Annotated in this window: 19 protein-coding genes and 1 pseudogene; 15 read left to right on the top strand and 5 right to left on the bottom strand. The window is 57.0% G+C overall.

Annotated elements, in window-relative coordinates:
• Window positions 1-74: 74 nt before the first annotated feature.
• Complete coding sequence (locus A5774_RS00760) at window positions 75-1520, top strand: sodium:alanine symporter family protein (RefSeq protein WP_021353351.1); 1446 nt, start codon at window positions 75-77, stop codon at window positions 1518-1520.
• A 44-nt stretch (window positions 1521-1564) separates the two neighbouring features.
• Here the strand turns inward: A5774_RS00760 and A5774_RS00755 are convergent, their stop codons facing one another.
• Both A5774_RS00755 and hutG read right to left on the bottom strand, forming a co-directional pair.
• Window positions 1565-2932 (bottom strand): Na+/H+ antiporter family protein, encoded by a 1368-nt coding sequence (locus A5774_RS00755; protein ID WP_064833023.1) that lies wholly within the window; start codon window positions 2930-2932, stop codon window positions 1565-1567.
• Between the two features lie 57 nt (window positions 2933-2989).
• Window positions 2990-3946 (bottom strand): formimidoylglutamase, encoded by a 957-nt coding sequence (gene hutG, locus A5774_RS00750; RefSeq protein WP_064833022.1) that lies wholly within the window; start codon window positions 3944-3946, stop codon window positions 2990-2992.
• A 288-nt stretch (window positions 3947-4234) separates the two neighbouring features.
• Between hutG and hutH the strand changes: the two genes are divergently transcribed.
• The 8 genes from hutH (at window position 4235) to trpA (ending at window position 14357) form a co-directional block, all read left to right on the top strand.
• Window positions 4235-5821, top strand: a complete 1587-nt coding sequence (gene hutH, locus A5774_RS00745; RefSeq protein WP_064833021.1) for a histidine ammonia-lyase — start codon at window positions 4235-4237, stop codon at window positions 5819-5821.
• A 210-nt stretch (window positions 5822-6031) separates the two neighbouring features.
• A complete protein-coding gene (hutI, locus tag A5774_RS00740) occupies window positions 6032-7237 on the top strand; it encodes an imidazolonepropionase (protein WP_064833020.1) in 1206 nt (401 codons plus the stop codon).
• Window positions 7238-7346: 109 nt separating this feature from the next.
• On the top strand, window positions 7347-8942 hold the full coding sequence (locus tag A5774_RS00735; RefSeq protein WP_064833019.1) for an anthranilate synthase component 1: 1596 nt from the start codon (window positions 7347-7349) through the stop codon (window positions 8940-8942).
• Window positions 8942-9595 carry an anthranilate synthase component II gene (locus tag A5774_RS00730; protein WP_023018671.1) on the top strand — a complete coding sequence of 218 codons (654 nt, stop codon included), beginning with the start codon at window positions 8942-8944 and terminating at the stop codon, window positions 9593-9595. The genes A5774_RS00735 and A5774_RS00730 overlap by 1 nt, the downstream gene beginning before the upstream one ends.
• A complete protein-coding gene (gene trpD, locus A5774_RS00725) occupies window positions 9595-10740 on the top strand; it encodes an anthranilate phosphoribosyltransferase (RefSeq protein ID WP_231892291.1) in 1146 nt (381 codons plus the stop codon). The genes A5774_RS00730 and trpD overlap by 1 nt, the downstream gene beginning before the upstream one ends.
• Entirely contained in the window at window positions 10730-12247 is a 1518-nt protein-coding gene (gene trpCF, locus A5774_RS00720) for a bifunctional indole-3-glycerol-phosphate synthase TrpC/phosphoribosylanthranilate isomerase TrpF (RefSeq protein WP_064833018.1), read from the top strand. The genes trpD and trpCF overlap by 11 nt, the downstream gene beginning before the upstream one ends.
• Window positions 12248-12255: 8 nt before the next feature.
• Window positions 12256-13524, top strand: coding sequence for a tryptophan synthase subunit beta (gene trpB, locus A5774_RS00715; protein ID WP_023018668.1), 1269 nt, complete (start codon window positions 12256-12258; stop codon window positions 13522-13524).
• A 2-nt stretch (window positions 13525-13526) separates the two neighbouring features.
• Window positions 13527-14357 (top strand): tryptophan synthase subunit alpha, encoded by an 831-nt coding sequence (gene trpA, locus A5774_RS00710; protein WP_023018667.1) that lies wholly within the window; start codon window positions 13527-13529, stop codon window positions 14355-14357.
• Between the two features lie 145 nt (window positions 14358-14502).
• Here the strand turns inward: trpA and A5774_RS00705 are convergent, their stop codons facing one another.
• Window positions 14503-15783, bottom strand: coding sequence for a dicarboxylate/amino acid:cation symporter (locus A5774_RS00705; RefSeq protein ID WP_027018147.1), 1281 nt, complete (start codon window positions 15781-15783; stop codon window positions 14503-14505).
• 93 nt (window positions 15784-15876) lie between these two features.
• Here A5774_RS00705 and A5774_RS00700 point away from each other — a divergent pair, with 93 nt between their 5' ends.
• From A5774_RS00700 to A5774_RS00690, 3 genes are all read left to right on the top strand, one after another.
• Window positions 15877-16347, top strand: a complete 471-nt coding sequence (locus tag A5774_RS00700) for an SdpI family protein (RefSeq protein ID WP_064833017.1) — start codon at window positions 15877-15879, stop codon at window positions 16345-16347.
• Window positions 16348-16454: 107 nt separating this feature from the next.
• Window positions 16455-16826, top strand: a complete 372-nt coding sequence (locus tag A5774_RS00695) for a Rieske (2Fe-2S) protein (protein WP_021353365.1) — start codon at window positions 16455-16457, stop codon at window positions 16824-16826.
• Between the two features lie 45 nt (window positions 16827-16871).
• Entirely contained in the window at window positions 16872-17207 is a 336-nt protein-coding gene (locus tag A5774_RS00690; protein ID WP_231892290.1) for a hypothetical protein, read from the top strand.
• A gap of 53 nt (window positions 17208-17260) precedes the next feature.
• On the opposite strand, the pseudogene A5774_RS00685 reads toward A5774_RS00690, so the two are convergent.
• Both A5774_RS00685 and A5774_RS00680 read right to left on the bottom strand, forming a co-directional pair.
• A pseudogene (locus tag A5774_RS00685) lies at window positions 17261-17491 on the bottom strand (AzlC family ABC transporter permease); the annotation flags it as partial.
• A 57-nt stretch (window positions 17492-17548) separates the two neighbouring features.
• Window positions 17549-19039, bottom strand: coding sequence for a CCA tRNA nucleotidyltransferase (locus tag A5774_RS00680; protein ID WP_369707190.1), 1491 nt, complete (start codon window positions 19037-19039; stop codon window positions 17549-17551).
• Between A5774_RS00680 and A5774_RS00675 the strand changes: the two genes are divergently transcribed.
• Genes A5774_RS00675 through A5774_RS00665 form a run of 3 tightly spaced genes read left to right on the top strand, consistent with a single transcriptional unit; the run spans window position 19038 to window position 25897 of the window.
• Window positions 19038-19868, top strand: coding sequence for an NUDIX hydrolase (locus tag A5774_RS00675; protein ID WP_023018662.1), 831 nt, complete (start codon window positions 19038-19040; stop codon window positions 19866-19868). The genes A5774_RS00680 and A5774_RS00675 overlap by 2 nt on opposite strands.
• A complete protein-coding gene (locus tag A5774_RS00670) occupies window positions 19865-22216 on the top strand; it encodes a hypothetical protein (protein ID WP_051619350.1) in 2352 nt (783 codons plus the stop codon). Before A5774_RS00675 ends, A5774_RS00670 begins: the two co-directional genes overlap by 4 nt.
• Before the next feature lie 15 nt (window positions 22217-22231).
• Window positions 22232-25897 carry a murein biosynthesis integral membrane protein MurJ gene (locus A5774_RS00665; RefSeq protein ID WP_023018660.1) on the top strand — a complete coding sequence of 1222 codons (3666 nt, stop codon included), beginning with the start codon at window positions 22232-22234 and terminating at the stop codon, window positions 25895-25897.
• The last annotated feature ends 32 nt before the right edge of the window (window positions 25898-25929 follow it).

Below are 25929 nucleotides of genomic sequence, written 5' to 3'. Positions count from 1 at the left end.
ATAATAGCTGCAACCTAAAGCGTAGCAACCCAGCAGAGAAGTAAATAGGGGGCTGTGCGTATTCTCTGTAGTTTATGGCAGACGATTCATTCGCAGATTCGCTCCAGAACATTCTGGACGGCATTGACAAGTTTATTTGGAGCCAGTGGTTCCTCATTCCCCTGCTGTTGTTCACCGGCTTGTGGCTCACGATCCGCCTGCGCGGTGTGCAGTTCCGCAAACTCGGAGTGGCGCTGCGCCACGGCTTCATTGACCGTAATGACGCGGATGGCGCAGGTGACATCACCCAATACCAAGCGCTGACCACTGCCCTCGCCGCCACCGTCGGTGTGGGCAACATCGTCGGTGTGGCCACAGCGATTTCCATCGGCGGGCCGGGCGCTCTGTTCTGGATGTGGATCACCGGGCTGCTTGGTATGGCCTCGAAATACTCAGAAGCATTCCTGGGGGTGCGTTTTCGCGTAGCCGATGCACACGGCAAAGTCTCGGGCGGGCCCCAACGTTATCTTTCCCAGGGCATCCCCGGCAGACTGGGTAAATTCCTCGCGTGGTTCTTCACGATTTCCGCAATCATCGCATCATTCGGTATCGGAAACCTCACGCAAGGCAATGCCGTTGCCGCAGGTTTGGAAAACACCTTTGCTGTGAGCCCAACAGTCACCGGCGTCATCATGTTCGTACTCATCGGCGCCGTGCTACTCGGCGGAATCGGCTCTATCGGCAAAGTCACCTCAGCTTTTGTCCCACTGATGATCATTATTTACCTCACCGGCGGGATCATTGTGCTGGTCATGCACGCCAGCGAAATTCCTGCAGCTTTCGCCATGATCTTTAACGACGCGTTCACTGGTACCTCTGCCACCGGCGGATTCCTCGGGGCGGGAATAATCCTGGCAATGCAGATGGGTGTCGCCCGCGGTATCTTCTCGAATGAATCCGGCATGGGTTCGGCCGCGATTGCAGCCGCGGCTGCCAAAACCACCCACCCGGTGCGCCAGGGTTTGGTTTCCATGACGCAAACCTTCATCGACACGATCGTGGTGGTCACCATGACTGGGCTAGTCATCGTGACCACTGGGGTGTGGGAAGCCGGTCAGAATAATGCCGCCAACATGACCGCCGCGGCCTTCAGCGAAGGTATTGGCTCTGATTGGGGCGGCACTATCGTTTCTTTGTCGGTGGTATTTTTCGCATTCTCGACGATTCTTGGCTGGTCCTATTACGGAGAGCGCAGCGCCGAACGTGCCTTCGGTGCCTGGGCCTCAATTCCCTACCGCATGGTGTTTACCTGCGTTATCTACATTGGCGCAACTACAGAGATCAGCCTGGCCTGGACCTTCGCGGATATCGCCAACGGGTTGATGGCAATACCAAACCTGATTGGCTTACTCATTCTTTCTGGCCTCGTCGCCCGCGAAACGAAGGCTTATCTGGATTTTGACCCGACACTACAGGCGCAACCGCGAGATATCGAAAAATTTCTCATTGCAAGCAAAAACCCGTGGCGCAGTAAGTTCTAGCGGGCAGTTCACTCACCTACAGTCACTCACCTACGCCCACTCACCTACAGCAGCATCGTGGCCGCCCAGCCAAAAGCGATCAGTGGGATGTTGAAGTGCAGGAACGTCGGGATCACAGAATCGCGGATGTGGTCGTGCTGGCCGTCGACGTTCAGGCCAGAAGTTGGCCCCAGCGTGGAATCCGAGGCCGGGGAGCCCGCATCACCCAGCGCACCTGCAGTACCCACCAGAGCGACGGTGGCCAGCGGGGAGAAGCCCAGAGAGATACACAGAGGGACGTAGATGGTGGAGATGATCGGCAACGTCGAAAAGGATGATCCGATGCCCATTGTGACGATAAGGCCGACTAGCAGCATCGCCAGCGAAGCCAGCGCACGATTACCGTCGAAAGCAGCAGCGGTGGACTCGACGAGGGTCTCCACGTGTCCCGTAGCAGCCATAACCGAAGCAAAGCCTTGCGCGGTGATCATGATGAAACCAATCAACGCCATCATGCGCATACCTTCGGTGTAGATATCGTCGGATTGTTTCCATTCCACACCACCGAAGGCCAGCATGATTACCAAGCCAGCGAGGGCACCAGCCAGCAAGCTATCGGCATCGGAATCTAAGTATTGCAGCACAATCTGCACGCCGAAAGTGGCGATCAGTGCGACGATGGAAATAGTGATGCGATAACGCGAAATCTCGACGGCTTTGGCTGCGTCCTTCGAGATTGGGATTTCTTGATAAGTACGTTTTTTGCGGTAGCTGACAAAAACTGCAAACAGAACACCAGTGAGCATGCCGAGGGCAGGGATCGACATGGCCTGCATCACGGAAATATTATTAGCTTCGGGCATTCCCGCATCCACGATATTGCTGCGGAGAATGTCATTCATATAAATATTGCCGAAACCAACCGGAATGAAGAAATAGGTGGTAACCAGGCCAAAAGTCAGCACACAGGTGATCAGTCGGCGGTCCACCTGCATTTTATTGAGAACGGAAAGCAGCGGAGGCACAATCAACGGAATGAACGCGATGTGCACTGGCACCAGGTTCTGCGACATGACCGCCATGAGCAGCAAACCTGCGACCGTAAGCCACTTGGCGACGGCTACGGCTTTTTCTTTGGTTTGCTCATTATTTTCTGCATTGTCTGCGTCAATCCGATTAATGATGGATTCGGCTAGCAAGCGGGGGAGTCCCGCATTCGCGACCGCGAGAGCGAAAGCACCCAGCAGGGCATAATTCAGCGCAATGGACGCACCATTGCCAATACCATCCTGGAAAGCTGCGAAGGCACCACCGATACCTAAGCCGCCAACCAGACCGCCAACAATCGCGCCGATAAGGAGCGCAAGTACCACGTGGACGCGGGCGACGGCCAGACCCAGCATGACCACCACGGCAATAATCACTGCATTCATGGTGTTAGTTTTAACACGTTGGGCCTAGATAGTAATAGCCACCGCTAGTTTTGCGGTTTATTTGTGGGCTGCGCCGTGTTCGGCGATGATGTCGTGAATCATGCGGGCCGCCAGCTTGGCTGTCCGTGCATCTACATCATACTTTGGATTCAGCTCAACTACGTCCACGAGACGAAGCTTTCCGGTTTGCGCCAAAGCCAGTACCATCGCATGAATTTTCAACGCTTCCACGCCAAGAGCAGCCGGGGCAGATACACCCGGTGCCATCGATGCCGGAAGTACATCTAAGTCAATACTAAGATGTATATTTTTAAAATTTTCAGATTCTTTTATTGCAATCTCGGTGACTTCCTGCACGGTTAGCCGGGCCAGATCTTCATCAAGTAAATAGCTCACGCCAAGCCGCTCTGCGGCTGCAAATAACACGCGAGTATTGTTCGCGGCTGAAATACCCCAAACAACATAATTGAAATCTTTACCGTCGATTTCAGAAATTTGCCGGAATGGAGTTCCTGAGGTCGGTTCTTCTGCCTCACGCAAATCAAAATGGGCATCTAAATTAAAAATTCCGAGCGATTCCAGTGAAGCAGAATTTTCATTTTTTAATCCGCGCACCAAACCACGGTGGGAAGCAAATGAGGTTTCATGCCCTCCACCCAAAATTACCGGCAAGTGTCCTGCGCGCACGACCGCGGCGACCCATTGCGAAAGTTCTTCTTGCCCGGATTCTAAATCTTGGCCTTCATAGCGGACTGTTCCCGCATCGTAGCGGGGGAAATCATCGTGGATGGCCAATCCGCCCAATGCCCGGCGAAGCTCATCCGGGCCGGCCGCGGCACCCTGTCGGCCACCATTGCGACGAACTCCTTCATCAGAGGCAAAGCCAAGCAACACAGCACCCGGTTGGGCCTCCGCTGCGTCACCAAGGGTGAAGTCTGCATCGATCACCGAATGCCAACGGGCATGTTCTGGGCCAGGTCCATCAACGCGTCCACTCCAAGTAAATTTACTCATGCCAGCTAGTCTAATCAGTTTGTTTTCGGTCTCTCCGGGCTTGGTAGAACAATAACGTGTTTTCATCACAGTGACGAATTTATAATGGCAGCTAGGTAGTGCCCTGCACAAATTTCAGAAGTCTGGTATCCAAGACAAACAACTTAGCGGGTACGTTGGACACCCACTAAAATAGTGCTGTAGTACACAATAAAATTACGCCCACGCTTAAGCGATTAAACCGCACCAACATTAAGCAAACCCAGACAAAACCGCCAAGCATCAAAACCCAACTAACAAGGAGTCACAATGAACACAGGAACCTCCAACGGTAGCCCCGATGCCAAACGCACCATCACGGTAGGCACCGGCGCATTAAGTATTGCGGACGTAGTCGCAGTCGCACGCGGTGGGGCAGCGGTGGAAATTTCTGCGGATTCCCTCGAGCAAATCGCGATCACCCGCAAGCGCATTGATGACCTCGCCAATGAACCAACCCCGGTCTATGGCGTCTCCACCGGATTTGGTGCTCTGGCCCGCCGACACATCCCGCACGATATGCGTGCCCAGCTACAGCGTTCGCTCGTGCGTTCGCATGCGGCAGGTTCCGGGCCGGAGGTAGAACAAGAGGTTATCCGCGCACTGATGCTGCTTCGCTTGTCAACGTTATGCACTGGACATACTGGCGTGCGCCCGGTCGTCGCCGAAACGTACGCCGCAGTTCTCAACGCGGGCATCACCCCGGTGGTGTACGAGTACGGCTCACTCGGATGTTCCGGCGATCTCGCGCCGCTGTCGCATTGCGCACTGGCATTACTAGGGGAGGGGGAGGTGCGCGTTCCTGGCTCCGAAAAACCGGTGCCTGCCGCTAGTGCGCTTGCCGACGCCGGCATCACCCCACTCGAGTTGGAAGAAAAAGAAGGTCTGGCGTTGATCAACGGCACCGACGGCATGCTCGGCATGCTGTGCTTGGCCATCCACGATCTACAGGATCTGGCGAAGGTCGCCGATATTTCCACGGCAATGACCGTAGAAGGCCTACACGGCACCCTGAGTGTGTTCGACGATAAACTGCAAAAACTACGCCCGCACCCAGGCCAGGCATCGTCGGCACGCAATATCCGCACCGTCGCAGCCGACTCGCCATTGCTGGCGGCCGCGCAAGAAGACTTCCGGCAAACCCAAGTCCAGGATGCGTATTCAGTGCGTTGTTCACCGCAGGTCAGCGGCGGTTTCCGCGATACCATCACCCACGCCATTACCGTCGCCGAGCGCGAGCTCGCAGCAGCCGTCGACAACCCCGTCGTCATCGATGGGGAAGTACGCTCCAACGGTAATTTCCACGGTGCACCAGTAGCTTATGTACTGGACTTTTTGGCAATCGTCGCGGCGGACCTAGCCTCGATTTCTGAGCGTCGCACCGACCGCTTCTTGGATACTGCACGCAACCGCGGCTTGCCAGCGTTTCTTGCCGACGACCCTGGTGTCGACTCCGGCCACATGATCGCGCAATACACCCAAGCCGGAATTGTCTCAGAACTGAAACGGGCCGCAAATCCGGCCTCGGCAGATTCCATTCCATCGTCCGCGATGCAAGAAGATCACGTGTCCATGGGATGGTCCGCTGGCCGCAAGCTTCGCACCGCCGTCGACGGCCTGCAGCGAGTCTTGGCCATTGAATATCTCACCGCCGCCCGCGCGATTACCATGCGCTGCCGTGATGCTGAGACCGAATCCGCCCCGGGCACCACAGCCGCCGTTGCTTTGCTCCGCGAAGGGGTAGCAGCGCCTGCCACCGACCGCTTCCTGGCTCCAGAAATTGCGTACGCCCACAAGCTGGTTGCCAGTGGAGCACTCGTTGCCAGCGTCGAAGGCGTCGTCGGCGCGCTGGATTAGACGTTGGTATAAGGGGCTGGCAGAAAAACGTTAGCGGAAAAGCGTTAGCGTAAGGGCGCTAGCAGGGGAGCACCGGCCCAGCAGAACAGGGCCGAGCACCCACCGGCGACAGTACCAACGAAGGCAGCGCCCACGAAGGCAGCACCCATGAGGGCTTGCACATAGACAGACATCTCCACGCACGCGAGATAGCACCATTCGAAAGGCATCATGAGCACACTTTTCCACAACATCAGCGAACTACGCACGGTCTCGGAAGCGGGCACCATTAAAGACGGCGCGCTGCTCGTCGACGGTAATGGCGTCGTCACCTGGGTCGGCGCGTTGAATGACCTGCCACAGGACCTCTCCGAGACCGTAGAGAAAAAGATCGACCTGGGCGGCCGTGCAGTACTGCCAGGTTGGGTGGATTCACACACGCACATGATTTTCGATGGCAACCGCGCCGAGGAGTTTGAAGCCCGCATGGCAGGCGAATCCTATTCGGCCGGGGGGATCGCCACCACCATGGAAGCCACACGCAGTGCTGGGCGTGAGCGTTTGGAACAGTTGTTGCAAGAACGCATCGCTGGTTGTCACGCGGGTGGCACAACCACCATCGAAACCAAGACCGGCTACGGTCTGAACACGGAATCCGAAGCTTTGGCAGCCGAAGTAGCCAGCAAGGGCGTCGACGACGTGACTTTCCTGGGTGCACACCTGGTTCCGCCGGGAGCAGATGCCGACGAATATCTGCAAGAAGTAGTCGGCCCGATGTTGGACGCCGTAGAGCCGCACGCTGGCTGGATCGACGTTTTCTGCGAGACCGGCGCGTTTAACGAGGAACAATCGCGCAAGGTACTCGAGGCCGGTAAGAAGCGGGGTCTGCTTCCACGCGTGCACGGCAATCAGCTGCAGCAGGGCCCCGGTGTACGCCTAGCCGTTGAGCTCGGTGCCGCGTCGGTGGACCACGTGAACTATCTTTCCGACGACGATATCCAATCACTAGCCGGCAGCGAGACCGTCGCTACGGTGTTGCCGGCCTGTGACTTGTCGACGAAACAAGATCTCGCCCCAGCTCGGAAATTGCTGGATGCCGGTGTCACCGTCGCGATTGCCTCAAATCTGAACCCTGGCACGTCGTATACTTCCTCGATGAATTTCTGCGTCACCACGGCGGTGCTGCAGCAAGACCTCAGTTTGGATGAGGCTATCGAAGCCGCAACCTTGGGCGGTGCAAAAGCACTGCGTCGCCAACCGGTCAAAGGTGGGGAAGATGCACAGGGCCGCCCCGGCCGCGGAAGCTTGGTCCCCGGTGCGGCAGCAGATTTGCACGTGCTCAACTTCACCAACGCAATCGAGCTGGCTTACCGCCCAGGCATGCCTGCGACTTACCGGACCTATAAAAACGGCGAGCTCGTTTTCGGTGCGGAATAAGCAATGTTTCACGTGAAACATTGCCATTCCCGGCGGTGCCGACCCTCGGAGCGAATTTAAGCCTAGGCCACGCCGCCCATGTCGGCTGCCACACAGTATTGTTGGGGCTATGAATTTTGCTGCACATCTCCCCACAGCGCGCCGCGATCTGCGCTACCACGCGGATGCGGCGCAGCTTTTCGCCCATCTAGGCGGGCTCGAGCGCACAGATACAGTACTGCTGGAATCAGCGGATATCGAATCCAAGAAAAACCTTCTCTGCTTGGCGGTTCTCGACTCCGCTGTTCGCGTTCGCTGCCACGGCAGCCGGGTTACCGCGCAGGCACTCACAGCTACCGGCGAAGAGATTATAGCGAAATTACGTGCCGAACTTTCCGAACATGAAGCCACGAGCAATGGCGACGATCGGGGAGTGGCAGTCTTCGAATTCCCGGTATCCCAGGCCGCCGATGAACGCGAACGCCTGCTGGCGATCTCCCCGGCAGAAGTGCTGCGTCGGCTGCAATTGAGCGAGCAGTATGGCAGCAACGACACTCAACAGGGCTCCGCCGGAGAAGTACCGGATCTGCCCTTATTGGCCGGCGGCTTCGCCTACGACTTTTTAGAAACCTTCGAAACCCTACCCGCGGTCAGCGAAGGCGACAACACATACCCAGATTACGAATTCGTCGTCGCAGAAACACTACTAAAAGTAGACCACCTGTCACAGACGGCATATGTGTGCGGCGTCGGAACCAGCCAGGACGACGTCGACAAGCGGCTGGCTGCCTATGCCACGAAAGCCGAAACTGAGATCACACCACTGGCTCCACCGGAGCAGGGCGTCGACAAGAACCAACCGCTGCGGGTCCGCACAGATATCGACGACCAACAATTCCGCAGCCACGTCGAGCAGCTCAAAGGCAATATTTATCAGGGCGATATTTATCAGGTCGTGCCCGCGCGCACCTTCCGCGCCCCATGTGCAGATGCGTTTTCTTCTTACCGGCGCCTACTCCAGACAAACCCATCGCCGTATATGTTCTACTTCCGCGGCGAAGACTACGAGTTGTTTGGCGCCTCGCCAGAGTCCAACCTGAAATTCTCCCCGGATACGCGCGAAGTGCAGCTGTATCCAATTGCAGGAACGCGCCCGCGCGGCTTAAACCCGGATGGCAGCGTCAATCACGAACTCGATATCCGCAACGAGCTGGAGATGCGCACCGACCACAAGGAGCTGGCCGAGCACACCATGTTGGTGGATCTGGCACGTAACGATCTCGCCCGCGTCGCAGTACCTGGCACGCGTAAAGTCGCGGAGCTGTTGCAAGTGGACCGATATTCGCGAGTGATGCACCTCGTCTCCCGCGTCACCGCCACCTTGCACGAGGATTTCGACGCTCTCGATGCCTACCGCGCGTGCATGAACATGGGCACGCTGACTGGTGCACCAAAACTGCGTGCGGTGGATCTGCTACGCGAGGTGGAAGGCAAGCGCCGCGGTTCCTACGGCGGCGCAGTCGGGTACCTCGGTGGCGACGGACGCATGGATAACTGCATCGTCATTCGCAGTGCGTTCGTTCGTAACGGGGAAGCGATCATTCAGGCCGGTGCCGGCGTTGTGCGGGATTCTATTCCGCAGGCCGAGGCCGACGAGACAGTACACAAAGCGTATGCGGTGCTCGATGCCGTCGCGCTGGGGGCGCCAGTGGAGGTGGCACGATAATGACTGCACAGCCGCACATGACAGCACAGCCGCATGTCGTGGTGATTGATAACCGCGATTCATTCATTTACAACCTGGTCGACGCGCTGAGCGGGCACCACTGCACAGTTTTCCGCAACACGGTCGATGTGGAGACGGTGTTGGCCGCCAAGCCGGATTTGCTGTTGTTCTCACCGGGGCCGGGGCACCCACGGGAAACCGGGAACATGATGGAGCTTCTCGACGCCATCCATGGTGAAATACCGGTGCTTGGAATTTGTCTGGGATTCCAAGCCCTCCTGGAACACTACGGCGGCACAGTGGAACCGTGTGGACCGGTGCACGGCCGCTCCATACCTATGACGCTGACTGATGCTGGCGCGCACCATCCGCTGTTTGCTGGGCTGGCAATCGACGAGGAACCAGACAAACCAGAGCACGTCGGCCGTTTGGTGCCGGTGGCGCGTTACCACTCGTTGGGATGCGCGAACCCGCCGGAACAGCTACAGGTACTTGCAACGACAAAGACTGACTTAGGCGATGTGGCCATGGCGGCTTATGCCCCCGATGGCTCGTGCATGGGCTTGCAGTTCCACCCGGAGTCGATCTTGAGCCCGAAGGGGCCAGTCTTGTTGAATCGCTGCATCAACTTTTTGACGAAAGGGGAGTGCTGATGACTGACCAGCGCACCACCGGAAAAACCACCACTGAAAACACCGTTGCGGAAAACGCCAACGCTGAAAACGCCGGCGCGGAAAGCACCACCGCGGACCACGGCTCCGACAACGCTGACGCGAACCCCGCGCCGCTGGACCGGCTGCTGGCCTATCTGGACAATCATGACCCGACAGTCGAGCAAGCCCGCGAAGTTTTCCAACCACTGACCATTGGCGAGTACGAGAACGTACACATTGCGGCTCTGCTGGCCACGATCCGCACCCGTGGTGAGACCTTCGCCGACATCGCCGGTGCCGCGCAAGCGTTTATCAATGCCGCGCGCCCATTCCCGATTACCGGTGCCGGTTTGCTGGATACCGCCGGCACGGGTGGTGATGGCACCAATACGATTAATATTTCTACTGCGGCTTCGCTGGTTGCCGCCGCCGGGGGAGCAAAGGTGGTGAAAGGAGGCAACCGTTCGGTGTCGTCACGTTCCGGTTCCGCCGATGTCCTGGAAGCCCTCAATATCCCGCTGGACTTGGATGTGGATCGTGCAGTTACCCAATTCCAGAATTCTGGCTTCACCTTCTTATTCGCCCCGGCGTATCATCCGGCGGTTGCGCACGTGATGCCCGTGCGCAAGGCACTGAAGGTTCCCACCCTGTTCAATACCTTGGGCCCCTTGTTGTCGCCGGCACGTCCAGAGTTTCAGATGATGGGTATCGCCCGGCCAGAAATCGGAGAAACCATCGCCCGGGTATTCCGCGAGCTCGGCCGCAAACGAGCACTCGTCGTGCATGGCTCCGGTACTGACGAAGTAGCGGTGCATGGCCCGACCACGATCTGGGAATTGCGCGACGGCGAAATTGCACAGTACGAGCTCACCCCAGAAGATTTCGGTGTAGCCCGCCACGAATTAGCTGCCTTGGAAGGCGGGGATGGTACTGCGAATGCCGCTGCAATCCGGGCTATCTTCGAAGGCACGGCACCACAGGCACACCACGACGCCGTCGCCGTCAACGCCGGAGCAATGCTGTACGTCATCGGCAAGGCAGATTCCATTGCCGAAGGAACCGCGCTGGCAACTCAAATCATTAACGACGGCACCGCGAAGCGTTGGTTAGCTACCCACGAGGAGGCCGATTACGGTGAACGCTAAATTACCCACGGTGCTAGAAAATATCGTTGCCCAGCGTCGTACGCACCTGCCAGCCATCACCGAGCGAATCACACACGTTAACCGTGCACAGCTGCCACGCTCACAACGCAGTTTGTACGATTCACTTCGGGCGCGCCCGCAGGCATTCATCATGGAGTGCAAATCCTCATCACCGTCACTGGGCCTGATTCGGGCAGATTATCAGCCCGGCGAGTTGGCGCGGGTGTATTCGCGTTATGCTGCCGGAATTTCCGTATTGTGCGAACCAGAGCATTTCGGTGGCGACTATGACCACCTAGCAACCGTCGCCATGTCCACGCACCTTCCGGTGTTGTGCAAGGATTTCATTATCGACCCCGTGCAGCTCTATGCTGCGCGCTATTACGGTGCCGACGCGATCTTGTTGATGCTCTCGGTGCTCGACGATGACGAGTACGCACGACTGTCTACGCTTGCCGACGAATTGGGCCTGGACGTGCTCACGGAAGTCATCGATGAGGACGAGGTTACCCGCGCGTTGCGCTTGGGTGCACAGATCGTGGGCATCAACAACCGGAACCTGCATGATCTTTCCATAGATCTTTCACGCACTGCGAAATTAGCGGCATTGCTCCCAGAAGGAACACTAGCCCTTTCTGAATCCGGAATTCGGGATAATAGGGCAGTGCGGGCTTTGGGCGCACACGCTTCCGGATTTTTGGTCGGTTCGCAATTGTCCTCGCAGCCGGATACAGATTGGGCAGCCCGTGCCTTAGTCTATGGACATAACAAAGTTTGTGGCTTGACGACGTCGGGCACCGCGCAAGCCGCTCGCGCCGCGGGTGCGGTCTACGGCGGTTTGATATTCGAGAAAACATCTCCCCGCGATGTTTCACGTGAAACATCGAAAAAGATCATCGCCGACGAACCCGGACTGCGCTACGTCGCAGTTTCACGCCGGACGACGGGCTGGGCCGAGCTGCTACAACCCGGCATCCACGCCCTCCAAGTCCACAGCCCGTACCAGGGGTCTATTGCCGGGGAAGAAAAATTACTCGCAGGCGTGCGTGCCGAACTTCGCGCCGCGGGAGCGGACCCAGCAGATACCGGCCTAGAACTCTGGCGTGCGATCTCCATGACCACCCCGGAGGTGGAACCGGAGAGACTCAACGAGCTCGTTGCCCCCGGCGCTGCCGACAAACTCGTCCTCGATGCGGGCCAAGGAGGAACCGGCAGCACCTTCGACTGGCAATCAATTCCCGATGAGATTAAGCCCCACTCATTGTTAGCAGGCGGGATCAACCCCAAAAACCTCCAAGCCGCACTGGAACTTGGATGCTTCGGCATCGACCTGAACTCCGGGGTAGAAGTAGCCCCTTCTACCGCAACTGAGACCTCAAAAGCAGGACCGGCCGCAGCACCACGAAAAAACGCCTCACTAATCCGAACTGCCTTTGCCACCATCCGCGACTACACAGAACCCCACGGCTACACACAACCCCACGACTACCCAGAATCCCGAGACTAGGACACACCATGAGCAATGAACGTGCGACAATTTTGCCGGCATATTTTGGCGAATTCGGCGGGCAATTCGTCCCCGAATCCTTGATCCCTGCACTGGATCAATTAGAGCGTGCTTTCGTCGACGCAATGGCAGACCAATCCTTCAAGGATGAATTAGCACGTCTGCTCAAAGATTACCTGGGCCGCCCGACACCATTAACCGAAGCTACCCGCCTGGGCGGCAAGGCCCGCATCTTCCTGAAACGCGAAGACCTCGTGCACGGCGGAGCACACAAAACCAACCAGGTGTTGGGTCAAGCGCTGTTGGCCAAGCGGATGGGCAAAAAGCGTGTGATTGCCGAAACCGGCGCAGGCCAACACGGTACCGCGACGGCTTTAGCTTGCGCGCTGCTTGATCTGGAGTGCGTGGTGTATATGGGCGCCGAGGATGTGCGTCGGCAAGCACCCAACGTGTTCCGCATGGAACTCATGGGGGCCAAGGTGGTCTCCGTGGAAACCGGTTCCGGCACGCTGAAGGATGCCGTGAACGAGGCTTTGCGCGATTGGACCGCCACCTTTGAGGATTCGCACTATTTGCTCGGCACCGCGGCAGGTCCGCACCCATTCCCAACCATCGTGCGAGAATTCCACCGCGTGATTTCCTCCGAGGCGAAAGCACAAATGATTGAACGCACCGGTGGTCTTCCCGACGTCGTCGTGGCTTGCGTCGGCGGTGGATCGAATGCGATTGGTATGTTCGCAGACTTCATCGATGAGCCGGGTGTCGAACTTGTCGGTGCCGAGCCTGGCGGCAAAGGAGTGGACTCCGGACGACACGGTGCCACTATCACGCAGGGGACTGTCGGAATTCTGCATGGCACGCGCTCATATCTGATGCGCAATGCCGAGGGCCAGGTCGATGAGTCCTATTCGATTTCAGCCGGGCTGGATTATCCCGGTGTCGGACCACAACACGCACACCTGCACGCCAGCGGTCGTGCGACCTATGTTGGCATTACCGACGCCGAAGCACTGGAAGCATTCCAACTGCTGGCACAGAAAGAGGGCATCATTCCGGCACTGGAATCCTCACATGCCCTGGCGTATGCCCTGAAGCGTAAAGACGAAGATATCTCCATCGTGGTCTCACTATCCGGCCGAGGCGATAAAGACATCGATCATGTGCGCCACGTCTTAGGTGATTTGGCAGATGAGACTGGCGCCTGGCAACGCTATGCCGATGACAACGCCGCACAGAAAAAAGCCGCCGAAGAAAATGACGAGAAGGGCCAAGCATAATCATGGGACGTTACGAAACACTGTTCGCTGATTTACGCACAAAGGGCGAGGGCGCGTTTGTGCCGTTTTTTATGCTCGGCGATCCTAGCTACGAAGCATCGCTAGAACTCATTCGGGCAGCAGTGAATGCTGGGGCAGACGCATTGGAAATCGGCATTCCCTTTAGTGACCCGGTCGCCGACGGACCAGAAATCGAGAAATCCCACCAACGGGCTTTGCGCGCAGGTGCCAGTCTGGATAAGTCGTTGCAACAGCTGCGCCAGATCCGCGAGGAATTCCCAGATACTCCCATCGGATTGCTGGTCTATTGCAATTTGGCGGTAAGCAAGGGAACCGCACAGTTCTATCAAGCCTGCGCCGAGGCGGGGGCGGATTCCATCTTGATCCCGGATGTTCCCACCCGCGAAGGTGCTCCGTTCGTCGCGGCCGCGCAACAGGCAGGAATTTCGCAGATATTTATTGCTCCGGCACGTGCCAGCGAGGAAACGCTGCGGGCGGTTAGTGAAAACTCGACGGGTTATATTTACGCGTTATCACGCCACGGTGTCACTGGCGCGGATAAAGAAGCCGAGACCGGGGGATTGGATACTGTTGTCGATGCGATTAAGCGTTTCGACGGTGCACCGGTGCTCTTAGGTTTTGGCATTTCCGAGCCTGAACACGTGCGCGCAGCATTGGCCGCTGGCGCTGACGGTGCGATCACCGGTTCTGCGATTACCCGCATTATTGCTGGCCGGGTTAATTCCACGGAGCAAGGTAACGAGTACACTCTCGCAGAGCTTGCCGACGAGGTATCCGACTACGTCGCACACATGAAAGCCGCAACGCGGTAGCTGCACCGAGGTAGCTACAACAAGGTAGCTGCAACGCATTAAGCGCCAGGACTAACCCAGCCCTGGCGCTTAAATCATTGTCACTGTCGATTGTCAGTGTCTGTGTATTTCTGTCAGCGGTTGCCTGAATCAGATTTTGTCTGAATCAGTTTTTACCTGTTTCAGTTCTTCCGCTGCCAGGCGAATCCTGGCCCAGTGCTTCACCCGTGACAGGAACATCGTAGTCGTCCGGCAAGCCAACGCCTTCTGCCGCGGTGCCGTTCTTGGTCCACTTGTTGATCAACAAGGCGATCGCACCATCGCCAGTGATATTCGCCGCGGTGCCGAAAGAATCGACCACGATATACGCCGCAATCATTAGTGCGAGCATATCCTCGTCGAAGCCCAGCATGCTGCCCAACAATCCCAATGCCGCATACACCGCACCACCAGGAACACCAGGGGCAGCCACCATCATAATGCCCAACAACAGCATGAAACCTAGTGCGAGGCCGAAGCTGACATCCATGCCGGACAGGTAAACAATGCCGAAGGTGTACAAAATCAGTTTGGTCATCGACCCAGACAAGTGCATGGTGGCACCAAGAGGAACCACAAACCCAGCGATATTCGGGGCCACGCCGTTTCTGAGTACGGACTTATAGGTAACCGGGATGGATGCCGCAGAAGAAGAAGTACCCAATGCCGTGAAGTAGGCCGGGAGCATGTTCTTCAGCGCGGTAAATGGGTTCTTCGCAGACAGTGCACCGGCAAGCAGGTACTGCAGAAGAACGACTACCCACGTCATGACAACAGACAACACGAGCACCCGGGCGAACGAACTGATGACATCACCCAAGTTGTCATTCATCATCAAGTTCAAGAAGATTCCATAAATGAACAGTGGCAACAGGGGGATCACGAAGGAAGTGATAACCTTCATGATCAATTTCTCGAATTCCCGGACACCCTTGTATAGGGCAGGGGAGGAGACTGCCGTCATCGCGAGACCTAACGCGAAAGCTAAAAGCAGAGCGGTCATGATCTCAAACGGAGGAGCCATCTCTACTTCGAAGTATGGCGTCAATGCACCTTCTTCTACATCGCTGACATCGAGATCAAGCGACTGGTCACCCAATAATGTTGGATAACCAAAAACCGCCACTGCATACGCCAACAATCCGGCACCAATGGTGGATAGATAAGCAATCCCAGTAGTGATACCTAGCCATTTTCCAGCGCCTTTACCCAGTCCGGCGATAGCCGGGGTAATGAGAGCAAAAATCAGTACCGGAACGAAGAAACCGAGGAACTGGCTAAACAGGCCGTTGAACGTGACGAAGACTCTGGCTAGCCATTCCGGGAAGAATAATCCCGTAACGACGCCAAGAATGATCGCCACCACGACGCGAAACAGCAGCGAGGAGCTGACTTTACGAACGCTCATAGAAAACTCTTAACTATGGATGGTGGTATTCAGGACCCCTTAAGCATAGCGAAGTGTTTTCGTCATTCTCGCAGGCAGGGCTAGACTGGGGACATGATCGTCGTTCCCATCCTGCTGTTCGTTTTGGCCGCCATCGTTATTACCGTGGGCGGACTGGCCACCTTAAAAAAGCTACCTGGCAACAGCGTTTTCGGCTTACGGGTACATGAAGCACGTAAATCGCCGGAAGCATGGATGACCTCGCACGCCGTAGCGGGCCCGGTCTGGTTGGTTGCTGGAGCAAGCCTGACGTTCGGCGCTTTAATTTCGCTACAAGCAAGTGGACTGATGTGGGTAATTCCCGCAGTGACGACGGTCGTCGGCATCATTGCCATTTCCTACGGCGCCAACCTGGGTGCCCGGACCGCTGTCCTCTACGACCAGCACGTCAACGCAAAAAAGAATGCGGATGCTACCGGTGGGTGTTGTTCGTCTGGCGGTGCCGACGCTGACGGAAAACCAAAAGCACCCAGTGTTGATATGAACGCACTACGCCGCGCTGCTCGGCAAGCTGATAATCAATAGCCTAAAAATCACAGTGACGTTATCCAGCAGAGAAAACCTGCTGCAAATTAAAGACACTGTGACAATAAATGCGTTAACCCACATCCCGAACGCAAGGAGTGACCACCATGGCACAGAATTGTTCCCGTCGACTTTTCCTTCTCGGAACCGCTACCACCGTCGCGGGCGCCTTCTTAGCCGCATGTGGTAAAGAACCACCAATGGAAGTAGCCAAGGCGGAAATTCCAGTCGGATCAGCAATCATTGCCGACGGATACATCATCGCCCAGCCTGAAGAAGGTAAATACGTCGCATATTCCCAGCAGTGCCCGCACCAGCGGAACCTAATCACTAAAGTCGAAGGCGACGAGGTTCGCTGCACAGCGCATAACTCCGTATTCAAAATCGCCGACGGTTCCGTGGTCTCTGGCCCAGCCCGTGACCCGTTGGAGCCGGTTTCCATTGATGACGCCGGCAACGCGCTCAACGTCCACAGTTAAATACACGAAAATAGGGAAGTACACGAAGATAGGGAAGTGTTTCACGTGAAACATCTATATACGCGACTGACGATGACCATCCCCGGTGCGGGAACAGCGATTCACCTCGCGGAATTGGAAGAAAGCGGATCCGGTTGCCTGGTACACCGCATGATCGCGTTGACACCAGATGAAGTTATCGCTGGGGCGGCGCGCGTCGACAAGCCAGGAACCAGCGCAGAAAAGGTGCACCGCGCCGGACAGATCGATGTACCCAAAACCACCGTCCCGCATCCCAACACCTACGGTAACTACCCGGATATCACCACACAACATTTATCCCACGATGCCTTTGCGGCCTGGTGGGTAGAAGTGCAACAACGTTTCCCAGAACTGGTCTAACAAACTCACGAACGGGGGGCTAAAACACTACGTTAATAAAGCCGACGTAGGCTGCCGTACCACCGATGATCGACAATGCCGGTGAACGCCGCGGAAATCGGACCGACGCCCGCCCCGATCAGCCCAGGGGCGAGAAACTCCATGGACCCGGCATAAATGACGACCGAGAAAATCGGAGCCCACCACCAGGCGAACCCCAACTGCGTGATAAACACGCCGAAAGCCAAGCCGAGCGGCACCAAACCAAGAAAAACCGGGACGGCCTCCTGCAACCCAGCGTGCACGGATTCCCGCCGGGTGTGTGACGCGGGATTCCCATCGCTGCTAGGTGAGTGGGGAATTTAGGCCACGCCCCACTTTTCCCGCAACTTCGCTATGGCTTCCTCTTTGCCGAGGGGGCCGTGCTCCAGGCGTAATTCCTTCAAATATGCCCATGCCTTGCCCACCTCTGGCCCCGGCTCCAGCCCTAAGATTTCCATAATCTCATTGCCATCCAAATCCGGGCGTACGCGAGCCAAGTCTTCCTTTTCCTGGATCTCGTCGATACGCTCCAGCAAATTGTCATAGGCACGACGCAACCGGCGGGCCTTCTTTTGGTTCCGCGTAGTGCAATCCGCGAGTACCAATTTGTGTAATCGGGGGAGAAGTTTACCCGCGTCCGTCACATAACGACGCACCGCAGAATCAGTCCATTCACCTTCGCTAAAACCATGAAAACGCATGTGCAAAAACACCAGATTCGCGATGTCCTCGATCACGGCCTTGGGATACTTCAGTTTCCGCAAACGCTTTCGCGTCATCTTTGCACCCACCACCTCGTGGTGATGGAAACTCACGCCTCCACCGGGCTTTTTCGCCCGTGTAGCAGGCTTGCCGATGTCATGCAGCAACGCCGCCCAGCGCAACACCAAATCGGGCGACTGCTCGTCGTCTTCAAGATCAATCGCCTGTTGCAACACGGTCAAGGAATGCTTGTAGACATCTTTATGCTGCAGGTGTTCATCCGGCTCCATCGCTAAAGCGGGAATTTCCGGCAGAATATGTCCTGCTAGCCCGGTTTCGACAAGCACCTCGATGCCTGCGACGGGGTTCGCTCCCGCCATCAGCTTGTCCAATTCCACCTGCACGCGCTCGGCGGTAATCCGGTTAATCTCACCAGACATTTCTTTCATTGCAGCCCGCACCCGATCCGCAATGCGCAGCTCCAATTGGGAGACAAAGCGCGCGGCACGCAACATGCGTAGGGGATCATCGCGGAAGGAAATTTCCGGAGCATCTGGGGTATCCAGCACACCGGCCACCATGTCGGCGAAACCACCAACCGGGTCGTGGAACCGTCCGGTGATCCGGCTCGGGTCGTCGTCGGCAAGCGTCAACTCCACCGCCATGGCATTGACCTTGAAATCTCGGCGGATCAAATCGCCTTCCAAGGTGTCGCCGAACTCAACAACGGGGTTGCGGGAATCGCCATCATAAGCGTCGGAACGGAACGTCGTCAGCTCGATCTGCTCCCCCTTTTTCACGGCAGAAACCGTGCCAAAAGCAATGCCAGTATCCCACACGGTCTCGGCCCAGTCATTCAAAATCGGCTGCACCACGTCGGGGCGGGCATCGGTAGTAAAGTCCAAATCATGGCCCAGCCGCGACAGCATGGCGTCGCGGACGGAACCGCCAACCAAAAACAGCTGATAACCGGCCTCGTCAAAACGCTGCACCAACCCCGACAAAAGCGGAGAAAGTTCGCGGACGGCCTCGGTTGCGCGTGCTAACAGAGCAATCTGCTGGGTGTCTGAAGAATTCACCCCCGTTAGTCTACTACGATCATCTGTAATGACTAACGAGGAAAAGAGCCACAAAAGCCGACGCCGACGCCGACGTCGCCCGGCCGCGCAGAAGGGAGGTCCACATCCCGCCGGCGGCACCAATAATGCTGCAAAGAACTCTGGCGCGAAGAACTCTGCTGCAAAGAACAGTGGCGCGAAGGATACGGAAAATAATTCCGGGAAGAAACGTCCAAAAGCTGCACACAAGAGCCAGCAAAACCACCAAAACCAGCAGAGCAAACAGCAGCCAGCAAAGCAGCATCCCTCCAAACAGCCTGCACGCTCGAATAAAAGCGCACACCAACGCAAGGGACACCACTCCCAACGTTCCGTTATGGAAACCCGCACGGAAACCTCCGCGGGCGGTTTGGTGCTTTCCGGTCTCGCCGAAGCTGTGGCAGAAAACGGGAAGGTGGACCTTGCCAGCATCTACGTTGCACTGATCGGCCGTTTGGATCGCCGGGGTCGGCTGCTGTGGTCAATGCCGAAAGGGCACGTGGAGCCGGATGAAGATCATAACGTCACCGCCGAGCGGGAGGTGTGGGAAGAAACGGGCATCCATGGTGCGGTTTTTGCGCACCTAGGTGTGATTGATTATTGGTTCGTCTCCGATGGAGTACGCATACATAAAACTGTGCACCACCATTTGTTGCGCTTTGTTGACGGCTGGCTCAACGATGAAGATCCTGAGGTGACTGAGGTTGCCTGGATCCCAGCCTCCGAGCTTATCGAGCGCCTGGCATATGCCGACGAGCGCAAATTAGCGCGAAAGGCCCATGATTTATTGCCGGAGTTGGCACGTGCAGAAAAAGAGGCGGGAAGGATCACCCCGCGATGAATCGGTTGGCTGCTTCGTCTGCGTTGGTGGCTTTATCCGCTCTTGTCACTGCTCCTGCTGCTCTGGCGGCACCCGAACCGGTGCCGGTATCACCTGATAATTCTGACCTATGGGGATTGCCGCACGATGAGCTAGCTGACAATGATGTCTCGCTGTCACTGACTTCTTTGAAAGAAGCTGCTTCCGGAGATTCCGCAACTGAGTCTGTGAAGCTGGGGGAGAAGCTGCGCGCGAAATTCCGTGTGGATAACCGCTCGACGTCTGAGTTGACGGACGTTCAGGTCACCGTACGTCGTGCTGCTGCAGTGGATTCGGCGGCTGCGGCGCAAGCCGCACTGGCGGGAAGTGATTTTCCGTATTGGGCTAACGCGACGAAGGTGGACTCGGTGCAGCCGAATAGTTCCACGGCGGCGTTTCTGGATATTGATACTGCGTTGGCGGCCTCGCCGAGCCTGAGCATTGAAAAGCCAGGAGCTTACCCGTTGTTGTTCACGCTCACGGGGATTCAGGATGGCGACCCGGTACATTTGGCTAGCGAACGCCTAATTTTAAGCGTGGGGGATCCTAATACCGTGGACCTTGACGACGCTACCGGCACCGGCACCCCTGCTATTGCTAACAGCGAACACGGGTTGTCTCTCATCGTGCCGGTTTCGACAATGATTGATCCGGTGCCGGGAGCCACGGGTGATGATCCGTTAATCGTGCGCTCGGAAGATTTCACCCACCAAATTTCCGCAGGCGGACGGCTGTATGAGCTAGTCAAAACGTATCGCGAACACGAACTTCGTGGTGCATCATGCATGGCTTTAGACCCCGCAGTGGTGAATTTCGCATCGCGGATGACCGAGGGCTACTACGTCAACGAGCAACGCCCAGAAATTAATAACGAGCCAGTGCGTCTGCGGGATTCTTGGGGAACCAACAAAGAACCAGATCTCGGCATCGAAGGCACAGGGGCTGACAATGCACGGGTCTGGCTGGATATGTTGCGTGAGATCGATTGCGTCCTGGCGATGCCGTGGGCAAACACGGACCTCAACGCTGTACAAGGCACCCATGACGGCTGGATGTTGCATGAAGCCACCGATCGCGGCCCGGAGTTGCTGCAGCGGATCCTTGGCCTGGACGCCAAGCCGCTAACGCTTCCCGGAAACGGCTATGTTTCACGGGAAACATCCTATGCATTAGGAAACCTTCCGGAAGGTGCTCACTTAATACTGGCAGATAATGCGGTAGCCACCGCTGCCGAGGCTCTCGCGGACCCAGAGATCCACCTGCGAGCATCCACCTTCGACAGTGCACTGGCGGCAATCTTAAGCGATACCGGCCAGCAGCCAGTCACGTCCCCCTTCACGCCCTTGGCACACCGCACCGGGGAAACGAAAGCCTCGGAACATGCGCGCACGATCACCGCTGCCAGCACGCTCCGCGCCACCGTTCGCAACCAAGGTACGGAGTCAACCGATACTGCTACCAACGGCAACACCATCGCGTTGCTACCTGCGCTTGTCGACGCCACCGTCGCCGATACCTTGCTCGAGACCGCAGCTGAACTACTGTCAGAACCGGGCATCACCCCGCAACCACTGGGCGCAGCCGTCGACAAGAACGCTATCGATCCCGCAGACGCCCACGAACTAGCCGCGCACACCGATGCTTCCACAACCCCCGCATCCGGAAGCCCGTATCCAGACCCCACGGTGTTCACCGACCTGGAGCTCACCCAGGTGCGGCAACAGGTGCGCTATATTAACGAGCTCATGTCGATCATGAACAATGATCCCGCAATCTCGATGACTCGTTATGAGTATACTCTGGCACTACGTCGCGACATGCTTATCGCCTTGTCGCACCACCAGCGCAACACACTTTCAGGTTATGACAGGGCAGTCGCCGCCACCTCCGAGCGCATCAACGCCAATCGCGCAGTATTGAAAGAGCTTCGCGAGTCCGTTTCACTCGCACCCCCAGGCAATGTCTATACGCGCGTCTCAGATTCCTCTCCACTGCTTGTCGTCGCCAAGAATCAGCTTCCACTACCGGTGACTACGCAGCTGTCGTACAACTCTCCAAAAGGAACGCGTCTCAACACGCCGGAGCAGGTTAGCATTCCCGCTCGTGGCTCGATTACCGTAACAATGACAGCTGATATCCCAGCGGATCGCGGAAGAACTGATATCCGGCTGTGGCTTGCCACACCCAACGGCTCTGGAATTTCGCAACCAGTGGAAATCACGGTAAACACTCGGAGCGATTCTGTGATCATATACAGCGTCGTCGCCGGGCTGGCCCTGGTATTGGCTACGACAGTGACGTTGCGGGTGCGGCGTCGCAGAAAGAATTAGCATGAATAGATTGGTGTGTCGTTGACAGATACTGAAACTACTTCGGTTCGATCTACTCGCGGACGCATCGTCGAGCCGACACCACCGGCTCCGGTACCGAAGAAACGTCCGCAGCCCCTCGCTGTGCCGGACGCCGAAGATAAATCCGATCTGCGTCGCGGACGCAATGACGAAAAGGCCAGCGATGCTGATGTCGTCCGCGCTACAGGTTCGATGGCGATCGCCACGCTGATTTCTCGTATCACGGGCTTTCTGCGCAATGTATTGATCACCGCCACCTTGGGTGCTGCGGTAGCTTCGGCCTTCAACACGGCGAATACGCTGCCCAACCTGATCACCGAGATCGTCCTAGGCGCGGTGTTGACCTCACTGGTGGTTCCAGTGTTGGTGCGTGCCGAAAAGGAAGATCCCGATAGGGGAGAGGCCTTTGTCCGCCGATTATTTACCTTAGCGATTAGCCTACTGGGCACGATCACGCTGATATCTTTGCTGACAGCGCCGTGGATCACCAGGTTGATGCTGCCGGAATCCGGCCAGGTCAATGAAGTTCAGGCGACGTCGTTCGCGTTTTTGCTGCTGCCACAGATCATGTTTTATGGGCTTTTTGCCCTGTTCCAAGCAGTGCTAAACACCAAGGGGATTTTCGCACCCGGTGCCTGGGCACCAGTGGCGAATAACGTTATCTCCATCGGCGTGTTGCTGTTGTACTGGACGGTTCCGGGCTCGCTGAACCCGGCTGCACCATCACCGATCACCGATATCCACGTCGTATTGCTCGGCTTGGGTACCACCGCTGGTGTCATCGTCCAGTGTCTGCTTCTGGTGCCGTATTTGCGCCGGGCGAAGGTCAATCTAAAGCCGTTGTGGGGCGTGGATGCACGCTTAAAGCAGTTCGGTGGCATGGCTGCCGCGATTATCGTTTATGTGGCGATTTCGCAGTTGGGGTACGTCATTACCACGCGCATCGGTGCGCTTGCCGACGCCCAAGCGCCAATCATTTACCAGCAGGCGTGGCTGTTAATTCAGGTGCCGTATGGCGTCATTGGCGTCACGCTGCTGACTGCGATCATGCCGCGGCTTTCCCGCAATGCTGCCGACGGCGACGACAAAGCCGTGGTTCGCGACCTGACGGTGGCCACCAAGCTGACGTTCATTGCGCTGATCCCCATCGTCGTGTTTTTTACCGCTTTTGGCACTCCTATCGCGCAAGGCCTGTTCCAGTACGGCCTGTTCGGTGAAGAGAGCGCGGTTTTGCTCGGTTGGACACTGAGTTTTTCTGCGTTCACGCTGATTCCATACGCATTAGTGCTGTTGCACCTGCGAGTTTTTTACGCGCGTGAGGAAGCCTGGACACCAACATTTATTATCGCCGGCATTACGGCAACGAAAATTGCGCTTTCCTTGTTGGCTCCGGTCATTGCTGCCCGCCCCGAGACGGTGGTTATTCTGCTGGGCGCAGCGAATGGCTTCGGCTTCATCACCGGTGCCATCATCGGTATTTTCTTGCTGCGCCGAAAGTTAGGCTCGCTGCGTGCTCGGGAGGTGCTGTCCGCTTCTGGCTGGTCGCTGGGCGCTGCTTTCGCCGGTTTGCTGGGCGCGTATGCGGTTCTGTTCTTGTTAAGGATGTTGCCGGATTCCTGGGGGCTGGCAATTGTGGACCTCGCACCAGAAACGCTGCAATCAGCTTTGCGTTCGGCGGGAACACTGGTATCCACGATCATCGCGGGCTTGGTATTTTTGACCGTCACCGGCATCGTTTTGTCCTTCTCCAGGATCCAGGAAATCCAGTCACTGGGCCGGGTTGCTCGTCGTTTGCCGGGTCTGTCCAAGCTCATCAAAGTCAATGATTCCGACGACGTCGCCGATGGCGAGATCGACCTGCAAGATATTTCCGCACGCTTTTTGGCGCAAGATACCTTCAACTCCAGTCCGGTGCCACCACCGATGTCTGCTGGCGTCGTCCGTGGCGCCCGCCTGACCCCTGGCGCTCCAGTGTCCGACGGACGTTTCCGGCTGCTACGCGATCACGGCAGTGTCGCCGGAGCGCAGTTCTGGCAGGCGAAAGAAAACGCCACGGGTAAAGAGGTTGCGCTGACGTTTGTCACCACGACAGGTAATGCCCCAATGGCAGCGATGACCCCTGCACAGTCTGCCCGCGCGGCTGCGGAGGTTTCGCGTCGTACGCGTCGTTTGGCACAGCTGAATTTGCCAGGTATTGCACCAAATATCCGTGTGCTGTCCTATCGTTCCGGTTGCTTGGTGGTCGCGGATTGGATCCCCGGCAGCGATCTGAAGACGGTGGCGGAATCGGATGGTTTGGATCCTGCTGCCGTGGCCGAGGCTTTGGCCCCATTTGCCGATACGATCGCCACCGCGCACGAAAAGGGACAGACCGTCGGTTTGGATAACCGAAGCCGGGTACGTATCTCCACCAAAGGCACCGCGATGCTGGCTTTCCCGGCTGTGCTGAGTGATAACACCATTGAGGGCGATCGTTCCTCGCTGAATTCTGCGATTTCGCAATTGGTGGAGTCGACCTCGCCGACGCCGGAAGAGTTGTCCACGATTACAGAACCGCGTATCCCGCAACAAACTGAAACGGCAGAACTGGCTAAACAGGCTGAACAAACAGACGCAGTTGAGCAGGCTGATCGGGCCAACCAAACTGATCAGGCCAACCAGGCTGGTCAGGCTGACAACCAGAATGCACAAGCAGTTAGGCAATCGGCGACAGCAGCCAGAGAACACGATAGCGACAGGGCTGGCCACGGCACGGAAAAATCAGCCAATGTGGCAGAATCCGCAAGCTCGCAAGCATCCGCAGCGGATGATTCAAAGCTAAGTGGTACTTCAGCACCGAGTGGGACTGCAGCGGCGCACGCTGCTGCCCAAGCAACCGAACCGGTGGAGCCCACCCCACGCGAGATTTCCGACCGATTGCAGCGATTTATCCGCGGCGAGCAAGAAGAAGAGCCTGGTGAGGTCGAGGCGCTGCCGGTCGAAGATGAAGCCACGCCAGATGTGGAAGAGCGCGCCGGTTTCGGAGCCCGTGGTTATTCCAACGGTGGGGTCATCGTCATTGCCACATTCACGTTCTTGTTGATCATCGCTGTAGCTGCTTTGTCTGCCTACGTCTTCTCGTTGTTCAACCAAAACGACGATTCCAGCCCGGTCTCCTCGGATGCCATTCACACCACCAGCGCTCCACCAGCACCGGTTATTGATTTGCCGGTGATCCAAATTCTGGCCCACGCGCGTTTGTTCCCCGATGGTCCAGAAGCCCCCGAGGCCATCGACGGAATTCCAGAAACGGTCTGGGAAACCAATCAATCTGACCCAGCGTTGTTGGTTGCCACCCGAGACCCGGTGATCTTGCAAGACCTAGTCATTCGCTCTGAGACCGCCGGTGGAAAATTCTCCGTATTTGCGATCAATGACATTACTGGCGACGACGGTGTCACTGCCATGACACCCATAGATCCCGCTACCATTGACCGGGAATCGTTACCGCGGATTGCTACCGGCACACTGTCGGAGGGCCGCAATAATGTCACCTTGAATGGCCGCAATGAATTTTCTGGTGGCGTATTGATCCAATTCAGTGGCGTGGAAGATGAATTGCGCTTACGTGATGTCATGCTCACTGGCTTGAACACTATCGATAATCTGCAGTTGCAGTAGCCTTCATAACACGTATTCCAAGCGCCGTCCGG

This window comes from Corynebacterium sp. EPI-003-04-2554_SCH2473622, from assembly GCF_001665955.1.
Lineage (GTDB): Bacteria > Actinomycetota > Actinomycetes > Mycobacteriales > Mycobacteriaceae > Corynebacterium > Corynebacterium pseudodiphtheriticum.
The sequence above is the reverse complement of the archived record's forward strand: the minus strand, read 5'-3'. Positions and strand labels throughout refer to the sequence as shown.

Coding starts and splice junctions, on each gene's coding strand:
- A5774_RS00695 (WP_021353365.1), top strand. CDS start 16,455: ATGGCACAGAATTGTTCCCGTCGACTTTTCCTTCTCGGAACCGCTACC.
- A5774_RS00760 (WP_021353351.1), top strand. CDS start 75: ATGGCAGACGATTCATTCGCAGATTCGCTCCAGAACATTCTGGACGGC.
- A5774_RS00705 (WP_027018147.1), bottom strand. CDS start 15,783: ATGAGCGTTCGTAAAGTCAGCTCCTCGCTGCTGTTTCGCGTCGTGGTG.
- trpB (WP_023018668.1), top strand. CDS start 12,256: ATGAGCAATGAACGTGCGACAATTTTGCCGGCATATTTTGGCGAATTC.
- trpD (WP_231892291.1), top strand. CDS start 9,595: ATGACTGACCAGCGCACCACCGGAAAAACCACCACTGAAAACACCGTT.
- A5774_RS00755 (WP_064833023.1), bottom strand. CDS start 2,932: ATGAATGCAGTGATTATTGCCGTGGTGGTCATGCTGGGTCTGGCCGTC.
- hutH (WP_064833021.1), top strand. CDS start 4,235: ATGAACACAGGAACCTCCAACGGTAGCCCCGATGCCAAACGCACCATC.
- hutI (WP_064833020.1), top strand. CDS start 6,032: ATGAGCACACTTTTCCACAACATCAGCGAACTACGCACGGTCTCGGAA.
- hutG (WP_064833022.1), bottom strand. CDS start 3,946: ATGAGTAAATTTACTTGGAGTGGACGCGTTGATGGACCTGGCCCAGAA.
- trpA (WP_023018667.1), top strand. CDS start 13,527: ATGGGACGTTACGAAACACTGTTCGCTGATTTACGCACAAAGGGCGAG.
- A5774_RS00700 (WP_064833017.1), top strand. CDS start 15,877: ATGATCGTCGTTCCCATCCTGCTGTTCGTTTTGGCCGCCATCGTTATT.
- A5774_RS00735 (WP_064833019.1), top strand. CDS start 7,347: ATGAATTTTGCTGCACATCTCCCCACAGCGCGCCGCGATCTGCGCTAC.
- A5774_RS00670 (WP_051619350.1), top strand. CDS start 19,865: ATGAATCGGTTGGCTGCTTCGTCTGCGTTGGTGGCTTTATCCGCTCTT.
- A5774_RS00675 (WP_023018662.1), top strand. CDS start 19,038: ATGACTAACGAGGAAAAGAGCCACAAAAGCCGACGCCGACGCCGACGT.
- A5774_RS00730 (WP_023018671.1), top strand. CDS start 8,942: ATGACTGCACAGCCGCACATGACAGCACAGCCGCATGTCGTGGTGATT.